The organism is Kitasatospora putterlickiae (assembly GCF_039527695.1).
GTDB classification, from domain to species: domain Bacteria; phylum Actinomycetota; class Actinomycetes; order Streptomycetales; family Streptomycetaceae; genus Kitasatospora; species Kitasatospora putterlickiae.
The window spans coordinates 6,645-24,400 of sequence record NZ_BAAAKJ010000348.1 but is presented as its reverse complement, the minus strand read 5'-3'; the positions used below and the strand labels follow the sequence as shown (position 1 = coordinate 24,400).

Genomic DNA, 17,756 nt, shown 5'->3' with positions numbered 1-17,756 from the left:
GGGCCGGGGGCGGGAACGGGGGCGGGGGCGGGGACGGGGGCGGGAACAGGAGCGGTGGCCCCCACCGGCTGCGGCTGGACCGGCGGCTGAGGCTGAGGCTGAGGCGCGGCCTGGGCGTGCGCCTGCACCTGGACCTGGTCCGGGACGGCCGGCGGCACCACGGTCGGAGCGGGCGCGGGCGCCGGAGCGGGCGTGGGTACCGGAGCCGGAGCGGGGACGGGAGCCTGGCCCGGCACGGACGCGGCCGCCGGAGCGGGCGCCCCGCCCTGAGGCGGCGTCACCTGGACACCCGGCGCGGCCGCTCCCGCCGCCGGAGCGCTCGCGGCGTCCGTCTGCACGTACCAGGACGGGGGAGTGTAATCGGGCGCGTCGGACCAGTCGTCGTCGTCCTCCGCCGCGTTGTCGCCGACGTAGACGCCGTCCCGATCGCTGCTCACCTAGGCTCCCTCGTGTTCGCCGCCGCACGTTCGCGGTGCCGTTGCCGTCTCACAGCCTAGGCCGTGGGCCACCCCCGGCTGAAGGCGGTGCCGCAAGTCCGGACGGGCCGGGGACGGTCGGCGCGCGGCCCGCGACCGGGCCCGCGCGGGTCAGTCGAGGCGGCGCGGACCGCCCAGGACCTGCTGTTCCGCCTGCCCCGCCACGATCCGGACGTACTGACGGTTCATCCGGGTCGTCCACAGCGTCAGGTCGTCCGACAGCGACGGCAGCGCGGCCACCTCGCCCGGCCCGAGCGAGAGCACCCGGCCGATCAGCTCGGCCTCCTCCGGCATCACCCGCTGCACCCCGACCAGGTCGGCCGAGTTGAGCACCCGGACGGCGTTCGGCCCCAGGTGCGGCACCAGCGTCAGCACGGTCTGCCAGGGCGTGGCGGAGAGCCGGCTGCGCGGCGGGCGGGCGCCGAGGTCGCGCACCACGAGCACCGGCGAGCCGACCGAGGCGCCCTGCGGGCCGAGCCGGCCGGGCTGGTGGACCGTCACGCACGGCTGACCGCCGCCCGCGGCCTGCGCCATCGGGCCCCACCGGTGGCCGCGGGCGGTCTCGACGGCGATCCGCGCGCCGGTGGCGGCCGCCCGCAGCGCGATGACCTGCGCCGTCCAGAGGCCGCCGACCAGCACCAGCTCATGGGCGGTGGGCCGGAACAGGCCGAGCACGGCGGGGCGTGACTGGTGCACGTCCTCGCCGATCAGCACGCCGTCGTCGCCGACCGGGAAGGACAGCACGTCCAGCTCGGCGAGCGTCAGCACGTGCTTCTCCCGGCGTGGGCCGCGCAGCCCGAAGCCGGGCAGCAGCCGGGGCCGGACCCGCGGCTGCGGCTCCGCGCCGCTCTGCGGGGTGGCGGAGTAGGCCTGGTACGCCATCAGGAAGCACCTCCCAGGGGCAGCGTGGCGAGGACTCCGGGCGCCTGCTCCAGGTCGAGGCGGGCCAGGCCGAGCCCGGCGCTCTGGGCCCGCGCCTCCACCTGCCGGCCGAGCGCGACGGCCTCGCTCTCGCTGCGCCCGGTCACCCGGACGTGTCCGCTGAGCGCCACCGAGCCGCCGGTGCCGTGACCGGCCGTCAGGCTGAAGGTGCTGGCCAGCGCGGGGGCGCCGGTGACCAGGTTGACCAGGTCGGGGACGGCGATCCGGCCCGGGGCGCCGCCGGGGCGGCCGAGCTGCGGCCAGCGGGAGATCCAGTAGGTGCTGTGCCAGCGGTCGTCGACCCGCCAGAACCGGTTGGTCTCCTGGGTGCGCCGTCCGCTGCCGCCGCCGCTGCCGGTGCCCTGACGTCCGGCGGTGGCCAGCGGGTTGACGCAGCTGGAGATGGCCAGGGCGGCGATCAGCTCGCGCTCGTCGAGCACGGTGACGTTGAAGCCGGCGCTGTTCAGCCGCCCGGCCAGCTGGTCGGTGACCCGCTGGAGCGCCTTGCGGGCGCCCTGCTCGCCGCCGCCGCGGGCGCGCACCGCGGTGGCCGCCCGTTCCGGGTCGAGCTTGAGCGCGACCCAGGTGAGCCGCAGCGCCGGGGTGGCGGTGCCGTCCGCGAGCTCCTGGTAGGCGCGGGCGGCCAGCGACTGCTCGGGCAGGTGCGGCGCGGGCGCGGGCTGGGTGTGCTGGACGAGCTGGACCGACTCCAGGGCGATGTCGTCGACCCGCAGCGCGGAGCAGAGCACGTCCAGCGGCAGCGGCCGGGCGGTGCGGGCGGGCCGCAGCGGCAGGTCCTTGGCCTGGACGAGCAGGACGGCACTGAGGAAGGTGCCGTCGCCGACCATGCCGGTCTCCCGGCGCACCGGCCGGCCGCCGAAGTCGGTCTCGGTGGCGTGGGTGCAGGTGCGCAGAGCGGGTTCGAGTTCCAGGGCGGGGGCGAGCGCCGGGTCGGTGCCGGGCGGCGGGACGTGCGTCCGGGCGCGCTTGCGGCGGGCCTTGAGCGCGGCGCGCACCCGCAGTGCCTCGGGGATGGTGCGCCCGCGCAGCGGCACGACCGCGAGCACCAGCAGCACGAGGGAGACGGCGCCGAAGCCGGCGGCGACCGGCCGGCTGATCGTCCAGCCGACCGCGACCAGCGCCACCGCGACCTCGGCCAGCACGAGTTGCTGGAGCCTCAGCCGCCCGCCGAGCAGCCCGGGCCGGGGGTGGACGCGGACCGGGACGGGGCCGCCGGCGCCGCCGGAGCGGGCCCCTCGCGCGGTGCGGTCCGGGGCGGGGTCCGGGACGGGGGAGCCGCCGGTGTCGGCCCGGCCGCGTCGTGCGGAGCGGCGTGAACCACTGCCCCGTGCCGTGCTCCGGCGCCCTGGAGCGGTCTGGCTTGGCATCCCCCGAGTGCCCCTCTCTGATTCGGTTGTCGCGGCCCGGCTGGCCGGTGCGTGAACCGTACCCGTACCGTACTCACCGTCTGCTGCCGCATCGTAGAGGGTTCGAGCGCGTTCTCGCCCGGGGGGTGCGGGACACGGGGCAGGACGGTCCGACAGGGGAGACGACGAGGATGGCATCGCGCCGCGACGAGCTGAACGCCTACACCTTCGCCCGCAAGCGCACGGTCGCGGCCTTTCTGCTGCCCGGTGGCGGGGGGAGTGACGAGGACGCGCCGCGGCCGGTCAAGGCGGTGCTGCCGAGCGTGATAGCGGGCGCGTTGGTGGTCGGCGGCTTCGGGCTCTGGGGGGTGTTCAAGCCGAGCGCCCCGGTGGGCTGGGACGAGGGCAAGTACATCGTCCAGGGCAAGCAGAGCACCACCCGGTACGTGGTGCTGACCGACCCGGACGGGAGGACCAAGCGGCTGCACCAGGTGCTGAACATGGCCTCGGCGCGGCTGGTGCTGCCGGTGGACTCCAAGGTCGTGGTGGTCGACGACCGGGTGCTGGACCGCTACCCCAACCACGGTCCGACGATCGGCATCCCGTACGCGCCGGACAAGCTGCCGAGCAAGGCGAACGCGAGCAAGCCGATGAAGTGGTCGGTCTGCGACCGCCCGGGCGACGAGTCGGGGAGCACCGTCGACCAGGCGGTGTTCGTGGCGGGTGGCGCGGACGCGGACGCGCTCGGCGCGAAGGACCGCCGGCTGGACGTCGGCCAGGCGCTGCTGGTGCAGCAGGCGGACGACCCGCAGGTCGCCGCCGGCGGTCAGGCGGCCGGCCAGGGGAAGCTGAAGGTGTTCCTGGTGGACGACAAGGGCCGCCGGCACGCGATCGGCGGCCCGGAGGACTCGGACGCCACCCGCACCCAGCTGATGGGCGCGGTCTTCGGGCCGACCGCCGTGCCGCAGAAGGTGAAGAAGGACTGGCTGGACACCCTGGTGGAGGGCCGCGCGATCGTCTTCCCGAGGATCGACGGGCTGGTCCCGGACACCAAGGCCGCCAACTCCTCGGTGCCGCTGCAGAACCCGGAGGACCGCAAGGTCGGCCGGCTGGTCAGGTTCGGCGACAAGCACTACGTGGTGGGCAAGGACCGGCTGCTGCTGATCACCCCGTTCCAGGCGGAACTCATCCGGCAGAACCCGCAGTTGCAGCCGCTGTACAACCAGGACGCCAACCGGACCCCGCGGATCGACGAGCTGACCCCGGCCGAGCACGCCGTGGTCAACAGCGATGTGCCGCTGATGGGGGAGAGCGCCGCCGACTGGCCCCTCACCACGGGCGCGCCGGCCAACAACTGGAAGGCGCCGAAGGACGCGCGCCCGGTGGTCTGCAGCACCTTCGAAGGGGTGGCGGAGGACGGCCGGACGCCCAGGCGCAGCGTCTGGGCCGGTCCCGACTACCCGGTGCGCTACAGCAACGGCGCGGCCACCGCGCACGTGACGCCGGGTCACGGCCTGTTCTACCGCGCGCTGGACAACGCCGCCGAGGGCTCCGGCAGCGACTTCCTCATCACCGAGACCGGGCTGCGCTACGCGGTGCCGGCCAGCAGCGAGGGAGGCAAGGGCGGCCAGACCACCGCGCCGGCCCAGCCGGGCCAGCCGACCGGCCAGGGCGGGGCGCCGAAGACGCCTTCCGTGCCGCCCGCGACGCCGTCCGGCCCGCCGCAGCCCGAGGAGGCGGGCGGCAACCAGGCCCGGCTGGGCTACCAGGGCCTGCAGCCGGCGCTGGTGCCGCAGGCGTGGTCGAACCTGGTTCCGGCCGGTCCGGCGCTCAACGCGAAGAGCGCGGCGCAGCAGCAGAACGCCTGACCTGCGGTCGAACGCGTGAAGGGCCTTCGTCCGCGCGGCGCAAAGGACTTGGGCGCGATGTCATGGCTTGGTAACTGACCGTCGCCCGGTGTTGGGTGAGCTGCGTGTGCCGACTACAGTGCTGCAGGACATCACACCGGTGATGCCCGGGGCCGGAAACGATCCCCCGGCCACGAGGTCTGTCTCATGGGGGACGGTAGAGCATGGGTCAGTTCAAGACGACCGCTCAGGAGATGCTGGCGTTCGCCAAGCACATGGACGAGGTCATCGGCAAGATCAACACCGAGATCAACGGCCTCAACACCCTGGTGGGTTCGATCACCAGTGGTTGGCAGGGCCAGGCCGCGCAGGCGTACACCAACCTCCAGGGCCAGTTCAACACGGACGCCCAGGAGCTCAACAAGTCGCTGCGCGCCATCAAGGACGCGATCGAGCTCACGACCCAGAAGTACTCGCAGGCCGACGCCGACCAGCAGGCGATCTTCGGGTCCGCCGCCGCCGGCGCCTGATCCTCAGCTCCGTCCGTTCACCCCGCGACGCGCACCCCGGGTGACGGGGCGCTTCGCAGCCTCGACTAGGAGACATCGTGGCCGAACACATTCTGGTCAACTTCGAGACCATCAAGAACGCCAGCTCGGAGGTCCGTCGGACCGCGAAGACCATCCAGCACCAGCTGGAGGAGCTGAAGGCCGGCGTCACCAAGATCGCCGGGAGCTGGGAGGGCGCCGCCCAGCAGGGTTACCAGGGCCACCAGGCCAAGTGGGACCAGCGCGCCGCCCACCTGCAGCAGGTGCTGGAGCAGATCGCCAAGTCGCTGGACAGCGCGGCCGAGAGCTACCGGAACACCGAGAACCGCAACGCCACCCTCTGGACCGGCTGACGGCTCACCGCCGAACCCGGCGCGCCGAAGGGCGGGTGCCCCCTCGCGGGTGCCCGCCTTTGGCGCGCGAGCGTGCAACCAGGTGGACGACATGAGGGGTGGCAGGGTGCCGGTGGTCAGGTACCGGACGGCGGCCGCGGCGGCCGCGCTCGCGCTGCTCGGCGGCCCGTTGGCGGCGCCACCGGCGGCGGCGGACGGACCGGGCATCTCGGCCGCGGGGGAGTGCGGCAAGAACGCCCAGAACGTGCAGGCCGTGCCGTGGTCGCTCCAGCGGATGGTGCTGGACGAGCTCTGGCAGGGCGGCGCGGTCACCGGCGCCGGGGTGCTGGTCGCGGTCATCGACACCGGGGTGGACGACCAGAACCCGCAGCTCGCCAACAAGGTCCTCGACGGCGGCTCGCTGCTCAAGGACAAGGAGGGCAAGCCGGTCGAGGGCGGTGGCAAGGACGACCGGGTCGGCCACGGCACCAAGGTGGCCGGCATCATCGCGGCCTCCCGCAGCGAGCAGACCGGCTTCGTCGGCATCGCCCCGGGCGCCACCATCCTGTCGATCCGGCAGAACGACGCCGAGGGCAACGGCGATGTGCACTCGCTGGTCGCGGCCATCAACTCGGCGGTCCAGCAGGGCGCCAAGGTCATCAACATCTCGCAGGACGTGCGCGGCGCGGGCGACACCCGGTTCGTCGGCTACGAGGAGCTGAAGGCCGCGATCGACAACGCGGAGAGCCGGGGCGTGGTGGTGGTCGCCTCCTCCGGCAACGACGGCAAGAAGGGCGACACCTACCCGGCGGCGTTCCGCACGGTGCTCGCCGTCGGCGCCTCCGACCGCAACAACGAGCGCACCTACTTCTCCCAGTACGGCGACTTCGTGGACGTCGCGGCCCCCGGGGTCGACATGCTCTCCACGGTCCCGCGCGGCGGGCAGTGCGTGGACAACGGCACCAGCTTCGCGGCCCCGTACGCGGCCGGGCTGGCGGCGCTGCTGGTCGGCGCGCACGAGGACTGGAAGCCCAGCCAGGTGCGGGCCTGGATCGAGCAGACCGCGCAGCGCACCGACCACAAGGCGAACGAGTACATCGGCTGGGGCGTGGTCGACCCGGTGAAGGCGGTGACCACCGCGCCCGCCGCACCGGCCGACAGCCCGGTGGAGGACCCGCCGGTCCAGCTGGCCGCCGCTCCGATCGTGCCGCGCCCGCTCGGCCTCGGCGAGACCCAGGCCGACCGCGACGGCCGCACCGCGACCTACGTCCTGGGCATCGGCGTCCTGCTGGTCGCCCTGCTGATCGGCGGCGGCGTGGTGCTCCGCGACCAGCGCCGGCGGAGATAGGCCGGAGACGCGGCGGTGCCCCGGGCCAGGGGGAGCCCGGGGCACTGCCGTGTGGGGGAGGGGAAGGGTCGGGGGGAGGATCAGGCCTGCTGGTCCTCGGGGAGGCTGATCACCCAGTGGGTGTCCTGGCGGGGGCGCAGGTAGAGCAGCCAGTAGAGGGTGGCGACGGCGGTGATGCCGCCGGTCCACAGCAGCGGGACGGTGTCCAGCTGGGTGATGACGTAGCCGAGCACCACGATCAGCACCACCGGGACGGCCGGCCACAGCGGCATCCGCCAGGCGGCGGCGTGCTTGTGGTGCTTGCGGCGGGAGAGCAGCGCGGCGATCGCGACCAGCAGGTACATCCCGGTGACGGCGACGCCGGTGATCTCGCTGAGCAGCTCGCCCTTGACGTAGCAGAGCGCGGCGCCCGGCAGGCCGACGGCGAGGGTGGCGATCCACGGGGAGCCGAACCGGCCGAGGGTGCCGAAGGCCTTGTTGACCGGGCCGGGCCAGGCCTTGTCGCGGGCCGAGGCGAACAGCACCCGGGAGTTCTGGATGACCATGACGATGCCCGCGTTGATGATCGCCAGCGCGACGCAGAGGCTGATGAAGGTGCCGACCGCGGAGTTGCTCCAGGCGGTGACCATGCCGGAGATGTCGCCGGAGCTCAGCGTCGCCAGGTCGGGGGCGCCCATGGTGATGGCGGCGACCGGGACGAGCAGGATCGCGGCGGAGATGCCCAGCGTCCACAGCACGGTGCGGGAGACGTTGCGGCGCGGGTTCTCCAGCTCCTCGGAGAGGTAGACGGCGGTGGAGAAGCCCTGGGTGATGAAGAGCGCGATGCCGAGGGCGCCGATGATCGCGCCGATGCTCACCGTGGTGGTGACGCCGTCCTCGCCGGTGACCACGCCGTGCAGCATGCTGGGCGCGCCGCTGTTGGCGTGGGCGAAGCCGAGCACCGACACCACGCCGGCCGCGATGACCTCCAGCACCAGGAAGACGCCGGTGATCCAGGCGTTGGCGCGCAGGTCCAGCAGGCCGGCCAGGGTGGCGGCGAGCATCACCGCGGCGCCGGCCAGCGGCTTGTCGACGTGCAGCACGGGGGCGAGGTAGTCGGCGGTGCCGAGGGCGATGACCGAGGGCACGATCATCACCACGATCAGCGAGAGCACGAAGACCAGCCAGCCGGCCAGCCGTCCGGCCAGGGTGCCGACCATCGCGTACTCGCCGCCGGCGCTGGGGATCAGGGTGCCGAGCTCGGAGTAGCAGAAGGCGACGGCGACGCAGAGGATCGAGCCGATCGCGATGGCCAGCGCGGTGGCGCTGCCGATGCTGGAGAAGAGCTCCGGGACGATCACGAAGAGCGTGGAGGCCGGGGTGACGCAGGACAGCGTGAGCAACGTGCCGCCGACGACACCGATCGAGCGCTTGAGCGTCTTCTGGGCATCGGGCGCGCCTGCCACGGCCGGCGCGGGGGCCGTGGTGGTCGGCGGGCGAAGCGTGTCGGTCATGAGGCATCCGATCGGCTCTGTGCTGGTCCTGGAGAGGGAGCGGTATCGCCTCCGCTGGCTGACTGGCTCGGTTTCTGGTCCTGTCGCTCCCGGGCCGCCATGGAACCTTGGCCGGATCGGCCGAGTCAATCGCCGAAGGGCTTCGGAATCCGTTGTCACCTAGCGCATAAACATGCGATCCGATGATCACTAATAGTCATCACTATGCATGTCCGACTTGTTACTTTCGCTACATCGCGCTTGAATCCAAGGTGAACGCCGCGTTGCATGCACCTATTCAAAGGTGCCGTCTGAATGTGGAGGCAGGTCGCCCAGACGCCTCCGCGCCGTCCGCCAACCCCCGGGCCGGGTACGGGAACCGCAGCCCTCCGGCGGAAAGATCTAGGTAACGTTTCGGCACCCGGGACAGCGAAAGGGGCCGGATCCGAGGACCCGACCCCTTCGAACACGCTCCGTGACATCCGCGCGGGCCGCTACGGTGCCGGCAGCCAGCCCGTCTGCACCATCCGCCCGCTGGTCACCCGGCGCGAGACGAACACGCCCCGGCCCGGCGGCAGCGCCTGCGGCTTGACGTTGCCCAGCAGCGGGCCCTCGTCCCGGTTGCCGGAGAGCAGCACGCCCTGGCCGCCCAGCTCGCGCATCCGCTGCATGAACGGCTCGTACAGCGAGCGCCCGGCGCCGCCCGCGCTGCGCGCGACGATCACCCGCAGGCCGATGTCCCGGGCGAACGGCAGGAACTCCGCGAGCGCCGCCAGCGGGTTGCCGGAGGAGGTCGCCACCAGCTCGTAGTCGTCGACCACCACGAACATGTCCTTGCCGCTGTACCAGCTGCGGTTGCGCAGCTGCTCGGCGGTCACGTCCGGCCCGGGCAGCCGGCGCGCGCAGGCCCCGCGCAGCATCTCGACCACGCTCGACATGGCCGGCTGCGCCGCCGCGTACTCCACCAGGTACTCCGGCGGGACGACGCCGAGCAGCGCGCGCCGGTAGTCGCCGACCACGATGCCGGCCTGGTCCGGGGTGTACCGCTCGGTGATCTGCTTGACCAGCATCCGCAGCAGCGCGGACTTCCCGGACTCGGTGTCGCCGAAGACGATGAACAGCGGGTCGGTCTCGAAGTTGACGAAGGCCGGCGCCAGCTCCGCCTCGTCCACGCCGAACGCGACGCCCCGCTCCGGGTGCTCGAAGCCCTTCGGCAGCGCGTGCCCGTCCAGGACCGCCGGCAGCATCCGCACCTGCGGCGCGCGCGGGCCCGTCCACGCCCCGGCGACCGCCGAGACCAGCCCGGCCACGCCGTCCTGGAGGTCCTCCGCCGAGCTGGAGCCGTCCAGCCGGGGCAGACCGGTGAGGAAGTGCAGCCGGTCCGCGGTGACACCGCGCCCCGGGACGGCCGGCACGTTCTGCGCCACCCGGCGGTCCACCTCGGACTCCATGGAGTCACCGAGCTTCAGCTCGGTCCGGTTCTGCAGCAGGTCCTTGAGCGCCGGGCGGACCTCCGCGTACCGGGCCGCGGTGACGATCAGGTGGACGCCGTAGCCCAGGCCCCGCTGGGCGATGTCGCCGATCACCGGCTCCAGCGCCTCGAACTCCTGCTTGAAGGTGTTCCAGCCGTCGATCACCAGGAAGACGTCGCCGAACTGCTCCTCCGGCAGCGCGCCGGAGGCCCGACGGGCCCGGTAGGTGGCGATCGAGTCGATCCCGGTGGCGCGGAACAGCTCCTCGCGCCGGTTCAGCACGCCGTGCACCTCGGAGACCATCCGGCGCACCTTCTCGGCGTCCAGCCGCCCGGCCACCCCGCCGACGTGCGGCAGGCCCTGGAGCGACTGGAAGCCGCCGCCGCCGAGGTCCAGGAGGTAGAACTGCACCTCCAGCGGGGTGTGGGTGAGCGCGAACGAGGTCACCGTGGTGCGGATCACCGTCGACTTGCCGGAGAGCGGACCGCCCACCACCAGGCCGTGGCCGGCCGCCCCCGAGTAGTCGTGGTCGAGGATGTCGCGCTTCTGGTCACGCGGCTTGTCGACGATGCCGACCGGTACCCGCAGCCGGCCCAGCGCCCCGTACTGCGGCGCGGTCAGCCCGCGCTCGGCGGTCGCCTGGAGCGGCGGCAGCAGCTGGTCCACGCTCGGCGGGGCGTCCAGCGGCGGCAGCCACACCTGGTGCGCGGCCGGGCCCTGGCCCGTCATCCGCTGCACGAACACGTCCAGCACGGTGTCCGCCAGGGCGTCGTCCGGCTCCTCGGCGATCGGCTCGACCTCCTGCACCAGCGGCTCGGTCACCGGCACCTCGGCCGCGGTGAACCGCACCGGCCGCGCGGTGACCAGCCGGCCGCCGGTCGACCGCTGCTGCCCCGGTGCCCGGTACGGCCCGGAGACGTACGCCGCCTTGAACCGCTCCATCACGTCGGTGCCGAACTTCAGGTAGCCGACGCCCGGCACCGGCGGCAGGTGGTACGCGTCCGGGACGCCGATCGCCGCCCGCGACTCGGCCGCCGAGAAGGTGCGCAGGCCGATCCGGTAGGAGAGGTAGGTGTCCAGGCCGCGCAGCTTGCCCTCCTCCAGACGCTGCGAGGCCAGCAGCAGGTGCACCCCGAGGGACCGGCCGATCCGGCCGATCTGGATGAACATGTCGATGAAGTCTGGCTTGGCGGTGAGGAGTTCGGAGAACTCGTCGATGATCAGCACCAGCGACGGCAACGGGTCCAGCGCCGCGCCGGCCGCCCGGGCCCGCTCGTACTCGTGGATGTTGGCGTAGTTGCCCGCCCGGTGCAGCAGCTCCTGGCGCCGGTTGAGCTCGCCCTCGATGGCGTCCCGCATGCGGTCGACCAGGGTGAGCTGCCCCTCCAGGTTGGTGATCACGGCGGAGGTGTGCGGCATGTCCGCCATGCCCGCGAAGGTCGCGCCGCCCTTGAAGTCGGCGAGCACGAAGTTCAGCGTCTCCGAGGAGTGCGTCATCGCCAGCCCCAGCACCAGGGTGCGCAGCAGCTCGGACTTGCCGGAGCCGGTCGCGCCGACGCACAGGCCGTGCGGGCCCATGCCCTCCAGCGCGGCCTCCTTGATGTCCAGGTACACGTGCTCGCCGCCGGCCCCGACACCGATCGGCACCCGCAGCCGCTCGTGCTGCGCCCGCTGCCGCCAGCTGCGGGCCACGTCGAAGGAGCCCGGGTCGCCGGAGTTCATCAGGTCGGTGAAGTCCAGGTTGGACAGCAGCGGTTCGTCGTCCCCGCCGGCCGAGGCCCGGTACGGCGCCAGCTGCCGGGCCAGCGCCTCGGACTGCCAGGCGCTGAGGGTGTCCGGGGCGCCGGAGTAGGTGGCGCCGGAGGCCGAGCGCAGCACCAGCTCGTCCGGCGAGACCGTGACGATCAGGTGCCCGGTCGGCTCGTCCAGGTCGCCCGGGACCACCTCGACGATGGTCACCCCGTGCACGCCCTCCGCGCCGGCCAGCAGCGAGTCGTGCGGGACCGAGGCGCCGTCCATCACGACCACGATGTGCGGCTGGTCGGGTGCCGGCGCCGCGTCCCGGATGAACCGCTGACGGCCGACCAGCTCGTCCTCGATCAGCAGCTCCAGCTCGCCGAGGCCGGTGGCGATCAGCCGGCGCGAGCCGGCGCCGTCGTTCTCCTTGCGGTGCTGGTTGTGCGGGAGCCACTTGGTCCACTCCCACTCGTCCACCGCGCCGGGCGCGGCCGCCACCGTGATGAGCAGGTCGTCCGGCGAGTGCAGGGTGGTCAACTGGGCGATCATCGCCCGGACGTTGCCGTAGACGGTGTCCGGGTCCCCGCAGACCGTGATGTGGTAGAAGGCGCGCAGCGAGATCGCCAACGGCAGGTCCTGCAGGGTTCCGTGGGCCTTCAGGAAGGTCTGCATCGCGGCCGCCGACAGCGGCTCCAGCTCGTCCATCGGCGCGGTCTGCGGCGCGACCAGCGGGGTGGACAGCCGCACCGGTCCGCGGCCGACCCGGATCTGCGCGAAGTCGGCGTCCCCGGAGCGCCGTTCCCACAGCCGGCGGCCGTCCGCGACGATCGACCAGAGCTGGTCCGGCTCGGGGTTCAGGAACAGCTGCGCGCCGCGCTGGCGCTCGGCGGTCCGGCGCACCTGACGGCGCATCTGCTGGAGGTACTTGAGGTAGTCGCGCCGCTCGTCCGCGGTGGCCGAGGAGCCGCCCTTGCGGGCCCGGACGATCTGCGCGAGCGCCATGCCGACCGTGGAGACGATCATCAGACCGCCCATGATCTTCATCGGGGCCTGGGCGCCCGGCGCGAAGAAGAACACCGCCGATCCGCCCATGCCGAGCATCGGCAGGACGCTCATCACCCAGTCCTCGCCGCCCGACCGGGGCAGTTCGGGCGGGGGGACCAGCTCCACCGGCTCGTCCGGCACCGCGGGCGGATAGGCCCGGGGCGGCCGCTTGACGGTGATCACGCCCATGCGCGCCCCACCCCCCGACCACGAACGCTTCGCTCGATCACCACGGCATCAGCCCTCACGCCACTGGAATACGTACGGGTGAGGGCGCCCCGTGTGACGCCGCCCCCGCTCCGTCGACCGCAGGCACCAGGGAGGCGCGCGCCGCCCCCGCCGCCTTGCGCAGGGGGCCGATCCTACTGGGACCCCGGCCCGGTGGCCCCGCCCGCCCTCCACGGGGCCGGACACGAACCGAGCGGGTAGGGTAACGCCGCGCCAACTCGTGGCCCCGCCGGGCCGGTTCCGCCCGGCCCGGTCCGGCGCGACAGCCAGACCGACCAGCCGCCGGTACCGCGGCACCGTCATCAAGGGGGAGCGCCCAGTGCGTCGAGCGAACGAGGTGCGGGCATGACGACGCCCGCCACCACCGGCTTCTGCCGGGTCACCGTCGTCGCCCCGGACAGCCGGATCGACGTCGCCCTGCCCGAGGACGTGCCGCTCGCGGACGTCTACCCCGAGGTGCTGCGGCTCTCCGGCCAGACCCAGCCCGACGGCGTGCCCACCGGCTTCCACCTGGTGCGCCGGGACGGCACCGTGCTCGACGGCGGCCGCTCGCTCGCCGCCCAGCAGGTGCGCGACGGCGACCTGCTCAGCCTGCGCCCGTTCGCCGAGTCGCTGCCGCCCGCCGTCTACGACGACGTCGCCGACGCGATCGCCACCGCCGGCGAGACCGACCGCCGGTTCTGGAGCCCCGAGCTGATGCGCGCCTTCGGCCTCATCGGCACCGGCGTGCTGCTCACCCTGCTCGGCTTCGCCCTCTGGTTCGCCGATCTGCGCCACGACATGCACGGCCTGCCCGGTGTGCTCTCCGGCGTCGTCGCCGTCGTGCTCACCGCCTTCGCCGGCGTCCGCGCCCGGGTCTACCGCGACGCCTGGGCCGGCCTCGCGCTCGGCCTCGGCGCGCTGCCGCACGCCCTGATCGCCGGCAGCGGCGTGCTCGCCCCCACCGGAGGCCCGCTGGACGGCCCCGGCCGGCTGCAGTTCCTCACCGGCTGCGTCGCTGTCCTGGTGGTCGCCGTCCTGCTGGTCGGCCTGCTGCCGGAGAAGGACTCGCTGTTCGTCGCCGCCGCCTTCCTGGCCGCGGCCGGCGCGCTCGCCACCTTCGCCGCCGTCCTGCTGCCCGACACCCCGGCCAACCACATCGCCGCCGTCACCGGCGTCGCCGCCGTCGCCGCGATCGGCTTCCTGCCCGGCCTGTCCGCCCGCTTCGCCCGGCTGCCCGTCGGCTACAGCGCCCCCGGCCAGACCCGCGCCCGCGGCCGCGACCACGACGAGGAGGCCGCCCGCGCCGAACTCGTCCAGTACGAGCGGATCGCCCACCAGGCCCGCCGCGGCCACGAGGTGCTGGTCGGCCTGGTCGGCGGCTGCGCCGCGGTGATCGTCGGCGCCTGCGCGGTGCTCGGCTTCACCGACGAGACCCTCCCCGAGCTGCTCGCCCTCCTGCTCGGCCTCGCCACCATGCTGCGCGCCCGGCTGTTCCGCTACAGCGCGCAGGTCTTCAGCCTCACCATCGCCGGCCTGCTCGGACTGTCGCTGCTGATCGTCGGCCTCTCCCTGCACACCCCGCAGTTCGTGCTCCGGGCCGGCGTCGGCTCCACCAGCGCCGACCTGCGCACCGTCTGGCTGGCCGCCTCGATCGCCTTCGGCGCCGCGGTGCTCACCGCGATCGCCCTGGTGGTGCCCCGGCTCGGCGTCTCCCCGTTCTGGGGGCGGGTGCTGGACCTGGTCGACAGCCTCACCCTGATGTCGCTGGTCCCGCTGGTCCTGGCGGTGCTCGAGGTCTACCGACTGGTGCGCGGCGCCACCGGTTGACCCGTGCGCCGGGGCCGCCGGCCGCCCGTTCCGACGGCACTGGTACGCTTGGCCTTCGAGCGCAGCCGTGTGTCCGCCCCCGGGTGGGGTGACGACCGGCGGCCGCGCCCGTCACGACACCGAGTTCTCCCAGAGTCCTGTGCCGTAGACCAGGACCGCTCGGTATCAACCTCGTAAGGAGTTGCAGTGGCTCTCGCCTCTGACGTCAAGAAGCAGATCATCGCCGAGTTCGGCCAGAAGGAGGGCGACACCGGCTCCCCCGAGGTCCAGGTCGCCATGCTCTCCCGCCGCATCTCGGACCTGACCGAGCACCTCAAGTCGCACAAGCACGACCACCACTCGCGCCGCGGCCTGCTGATCCTGGTCGGCCAGCGTCGCCGTCTGCTGCAGTACCTGGCCAAGAAGGACATCGAGCGCTTCCGTACGCTCGTCGACCGCCTGGGCATCCGTCGCGGTGCCGCCGGCGGCGCCCGCTGAGAACGCCGCTCGGGGCGGCTCCCCACACCGGGGAGCCGCCCCTCGCGCGTATGCCGCGGCCGTACGACCGGGGCGCCCGGCGCGGCGCCCGAACGTAACGACCGGGCATAACAACTCGCGCGCACCTCCCCAGGTGGCCGAGGATTGCACCGTAGGGTTGTGGGCATGCCGGGTGATGGCGCCGCAAGCGCGCCACTCAGGCAGCAGAACCCAACCCCCCCGCGGGACGAAGGCTTCAAACGGAAGCCGCCCGCATCCGAGAGAGCGTCCAGACGCGGACCGCCCCGTCCGGACCCGGCCGGCCGAGAGGCGCCGGTCCTCGGTAGTGGCCGCCGGAGGCCCCGCCCATCGAAGCGGGGTGCACCGGAGGCTTCGATCGAAGACCGGCCCGACCGTCCAGGGTCAACACGCAGGCGATGCGCGGGGACGCTCTCCCGGAGACGTACGAAAGAGGAGATCTTCCAGGTGGAAGAGAACGTGTTCTACGCCGAGGCCGTGATCGACAACGGTTCCTTCGGCACCCGTACCATCCGCTTCGAGACCGGCCGCCTGGCCCGTCAGGCCGCCGGCTCCGCCGTCGCCTACCTGGACGACGACACCATGGTGCTGTCGGCCACCAGCGCGTCCAAGCAGCCGAAGGAGCACTTCGACTTCTTCCCGCTGACCGTGGACGTCGAGGAGCGGATGTACGCCGCCGGCCGCATCCCCGGCTCGTTCTTCCGTCGCGAGGGCCGGCCCTCCGAGGACGCGATCCTCACCTGCCGCCTGATCGACCGCCCGCTGCGCCCGTCCTTCGTCAAGGGCCTGCGCAACGAGATCCAGGTCGTCGTCACCGTGATGGCGCTGAACCCGGACCACCTGTACGACGTGGTGGCCATCAACGCGGCCTCCGCCTCCACCCAGCTGGCCGGCCTGCCGTTCTCCGGCCCGATCGGCGGCGTGCGCGTCGCCCTGATCAACGGCCAGTGGGTCGCCTTCCCGACCCACAGCGAGCTGGAGTCGGCCGTCTTCGACATGGTCGTGGCCGGCCGCGTCCTGCCGGACGGCGACGTCGCGATCATGATGGTCGAGGCCGAGGCCACCGACAAGACCATCAAGCTGGTCGAGGGCGGCGCCGACGCGCCGACCGAGGAGGTCGTCGCCGCCGGCCTCGACGCCGCCAAGCCGTTCATCAAGGTGCTGTGCGCCGCGCAGTCGCAGCTGGCCGCCCAGGCCGCCAAGCCGACCGGCGAGTTCCCGGTCTTCCTGGACTACCAGGACGACGTGCTCGCCGCGCTGACCGCCGCCGTCAAGGACGAGCTGGCCCAGGCCCTCACCATCGCGGGCAAGCAGGAGCGCAACAACGAGCTGGACCGCGTCAAGGCGCTGGCCGCCGAGAAGCTGCTGCCCGAGTTCGAGGGCCGCGAGAAGGAGATCAGCGCCGCCTACAACGCGCTGACCAAGAAGATCGTCCGCGAGCGCGTCATCAAGGACAAGGTCCGCATCGACGGCCGCGGCGTCACCGACATCCGCACCCTGGCCGCCGAGGTCGAGGCCATCCCGCGGGTGCACGGCTCGGCCCTGTTCGAGCGCGGCGAGACCCAGATCCTGGGCGTCACCACGCTGAACATGCTCCGCATGGAGCAGCAGCTGGACACGCTCTCCCCGGAGACCCGCCGCCGCTACATGCACAACTACAACTTCCCGCCGTACTCGGTCGGCGAGACCGGCCGCGTCGGTTCGCCGAAGCGCCGCGAGATCGGCCACGGCGCGCTGGCCGAGCGGGCCATCCTCCCGGTCCTGCCGACCCGCGAGGAGTTCCCCTACGCGATCCGCCAGGTCTCCGAGGCGCTGGGCTCCAACGGCTCCACCTCGATGGGCTCGGTCTGCGCCTCCACCATGTCGCTGCTGAACGCCGGTGTGCCGCTGAAGGCCGCCGTCGCCGGCATCGCCATGGGCCTGATCTCCCAGGAGATCGACGGTGAGACCCACTTCGTGACCCTCACCGACATCCTCGGTGCCGAGGACGCGTACGGCGACATGGACTTCAAGGTCGCCGGTACCCGCAACTTCATCACCGCGCTGCAGCTGGACACCAAGCTCAACGGCATCCCGGCGTCGGTGCTCGCCGCCGCGCTGAAGCAGGCCCGCGACGCCCGCCTGCACATCCTCGACGTGATGAACGAGGCCATCGACTCCCCGGACGAGATGTCCCCGAACGCGCCGCGCATCATCACCATCAAGATCCCGGTGGACAAGATCGGCGAGGTCATCGGCCCCAAGGGCAAGATGATCAACCAGATCCAGGAGGACACCGGCGCCGAGATCACGATCGAGGACGACGGCACCATCTACATCGGTGCCGCCGACGGCCCGGCCGCCGAGGCCGCCCGCACCACGATCAACCAGATCGCCAACCCGACCATGCCGGAGGTCGGCGAGCGCTACCTGGGCACCGTGGTCAAGACCACGACCTTCGGTGCCTTCGTGTCGCTCATGCCGGGCAAGGACGGTCTGCTGCACATCTCGCAGATCCGCAAGCTCGCCGGCGGCAAGCGCGTCGAGAACGTCGAGGACGTCCTCGGCGTCGGCGCCAAGGTGCAGGTCGAGATCGCCGAGATCGACCCGCGCGGCAAGCTCTCGCTGATCCCGGTCATCGAGGGCGAGGAGAACGCCGAGGCCGCTTCCGAGTGAAGCGC

Annotated in this window: 11 protein-coding genes and 1 pseudogene; 7 read left to right on the top strand and 5 right to left on the bottom strand. The window is 72.9% G+C overall.

From position 1 onward, the window contains the following. From ABD308_RS32345 to eccE, 3 genes and pseudogenes are all read right to left on the bottom strand, one after another. A pseudogene (locus ABD308_RS32345) lies at positions 1-437 on the bottom strand (MinD/ParA family protein); the annotation flags it as partial. A gap of 150 nt (positions 438-587) precedes the next feature. Beyond that, on the bottom strand, positions 588-1,358 hold the full coding sequence (locus tag ABD308_RS32340) for a hypothetical protein (RefSeq protein ID WP_344343023.1): 771 nt from the start codon (positions 1,356-1,358) through the stop codon (positions 588-590). Next, the gene (gene eccE, locus ABD308_RS32335; protein WP_344343021.1) at positions 1,358-2,785 is read right to left on the bottom strand and encodes a type VII secretion protein EccE; all 1,428 of its coding nucleotides are present in this window, start codon (positions 2,783-2,785) and stop codon (positions 1,358-1,360) included. The genes ABD308_RS32340 and eccE overlap by 1 nt, the downstream gene beginning before the upstream one ends. Positions 2,786-2,955: 170 nt before the next feature. On the opposite strand from eccE, the gene eccB reads away from it, so the two are divergent. The 4 genes from eccB to mycP all read left to right on the top strand — a co-directional run bounded on the left by eccB (position 2,956) and on the right by mycP (position 6,839). Further along, positions 2,956-4,632: a type VII secretion protein EccB gene (eccB, locus tag ABD308_RS32330; protein WP_344343019.1), complete on the top strand. Its 1,677-nt coding sequence runs from the start codon at positions 2,956-2,958 to the stop codon at positions 4,630-4,632. Positions 4,633-4,835: 203 nt separating this feature from the next. Then, entirely contained in the window at positions 4,836-5,141 is a 306-nt protein-coding gene (locus ABD308_RS32325; RefSeq protein WP_344343017.1) for a WXG100 family type VII secretion target, read from the top strand. 77 nt (positions 5,142-5,218) lie between these two features. Next, the gene (locus ABD308_RS32320; RefSeq protein ID WP_344343015.1) at positions 5,219-5,512 is read left to right on the top strand and encodes a WXG100 family type VII secretion target; all 294 of its coding nucleotides are present in this window, start codon (positions 5,219-5,221) and stop codon (positions 5,510-5,512) included. Positions 5,513-5,603: 91 nt separating this feature from the next. Further along, positions 5,604-6,839: a type VII secretion-associated serine protease mycosin gene (mycP, locus tag ABD308_RS32315; RefSeq protein WP_344343013.1), complete on the top strand. Its 1,236-nt coding sequence runs from the start codon at positions 5,604-5,606 to the stop codon at positions 6,837-6,839. 80 nt (positions 6,840-6,919) lie between these two features. Here mycP and ABD308_RS32310 read toward each other — a convergent pair whose 3' ends face one another. Together ABD308_RS32310 and eccCa are read right to left on the bottom strand one after the other, a co-directional pair. After that, a complete protein-coding gene (locus ABD308_RS32310) occupies positions 6,920-8,332 on the bottom strand; it encodes an APC family permease (protein WP_344343011.1) in 1,413 nt (470 codons plus the stop codon). A gap of 473 nt (positions 8,333-8,805) precedes the next feature. After that, positions 8,806-12,753, bottom strand: a complete 3,948-nt coding sequence (gene eccCa, locus ABD308_RS32305; RefSeq protein WP_344343009.1) for a type VII secretion protein EccCa — start codon at positions 12,751-12,753, stop codon at positions 8,806-8,808. Positions 12,754-13,137: 384 nt separating this feature from the next. Here eccCa and eccD point away from each other — a divergent pair, with 384 nt between their 5' ends. The 3 genes from eccD to ABD308_RS32290 all read left to right on the top strand — a co-directional run bounded on the left by eccD (position 13,138) and on the right by ABD308_RS32290 (position 17,751). Beyond that, positions 13,138-14,601: a type VII secretion integral membrane protein EccD gene (gene eccD, locus ABD308_RS32300; RefSeq protein ID WP_344343007.1), complete on the top strand. Its 1,464-nt coding sequence runs from the start codon at positions 13,138-13,140 to the stop codon at positions 14,599-14,601. Positions 14,602-14,787: 186 nt separating this feature from the next. Beyond that, a complete protein-coding gene (gene rpsO, locus ABD308_RS32295; protein WP_209416808.1) occupies positions 14,788-15,078 on the top strand; it encodes a 30S ribosomal protein S15 in 291 nt (96 codons plus the stop codon). Positions 15,079-15,543: 465 nt separating this feature from the next. Further along, on the top strand, positions 15,544-17,751 hold the full coding sequence (locus ABD308_RS32290; protein WP_344343004.1) for a polyribonucleotide nucleotidyltransferase: 2,208 nt from the start codon (positions 15,544-15,546) through the stop codon (positions 17,749-17,751). Positions 17,752-17,756 lie beyond the last annotated feature (5 nt).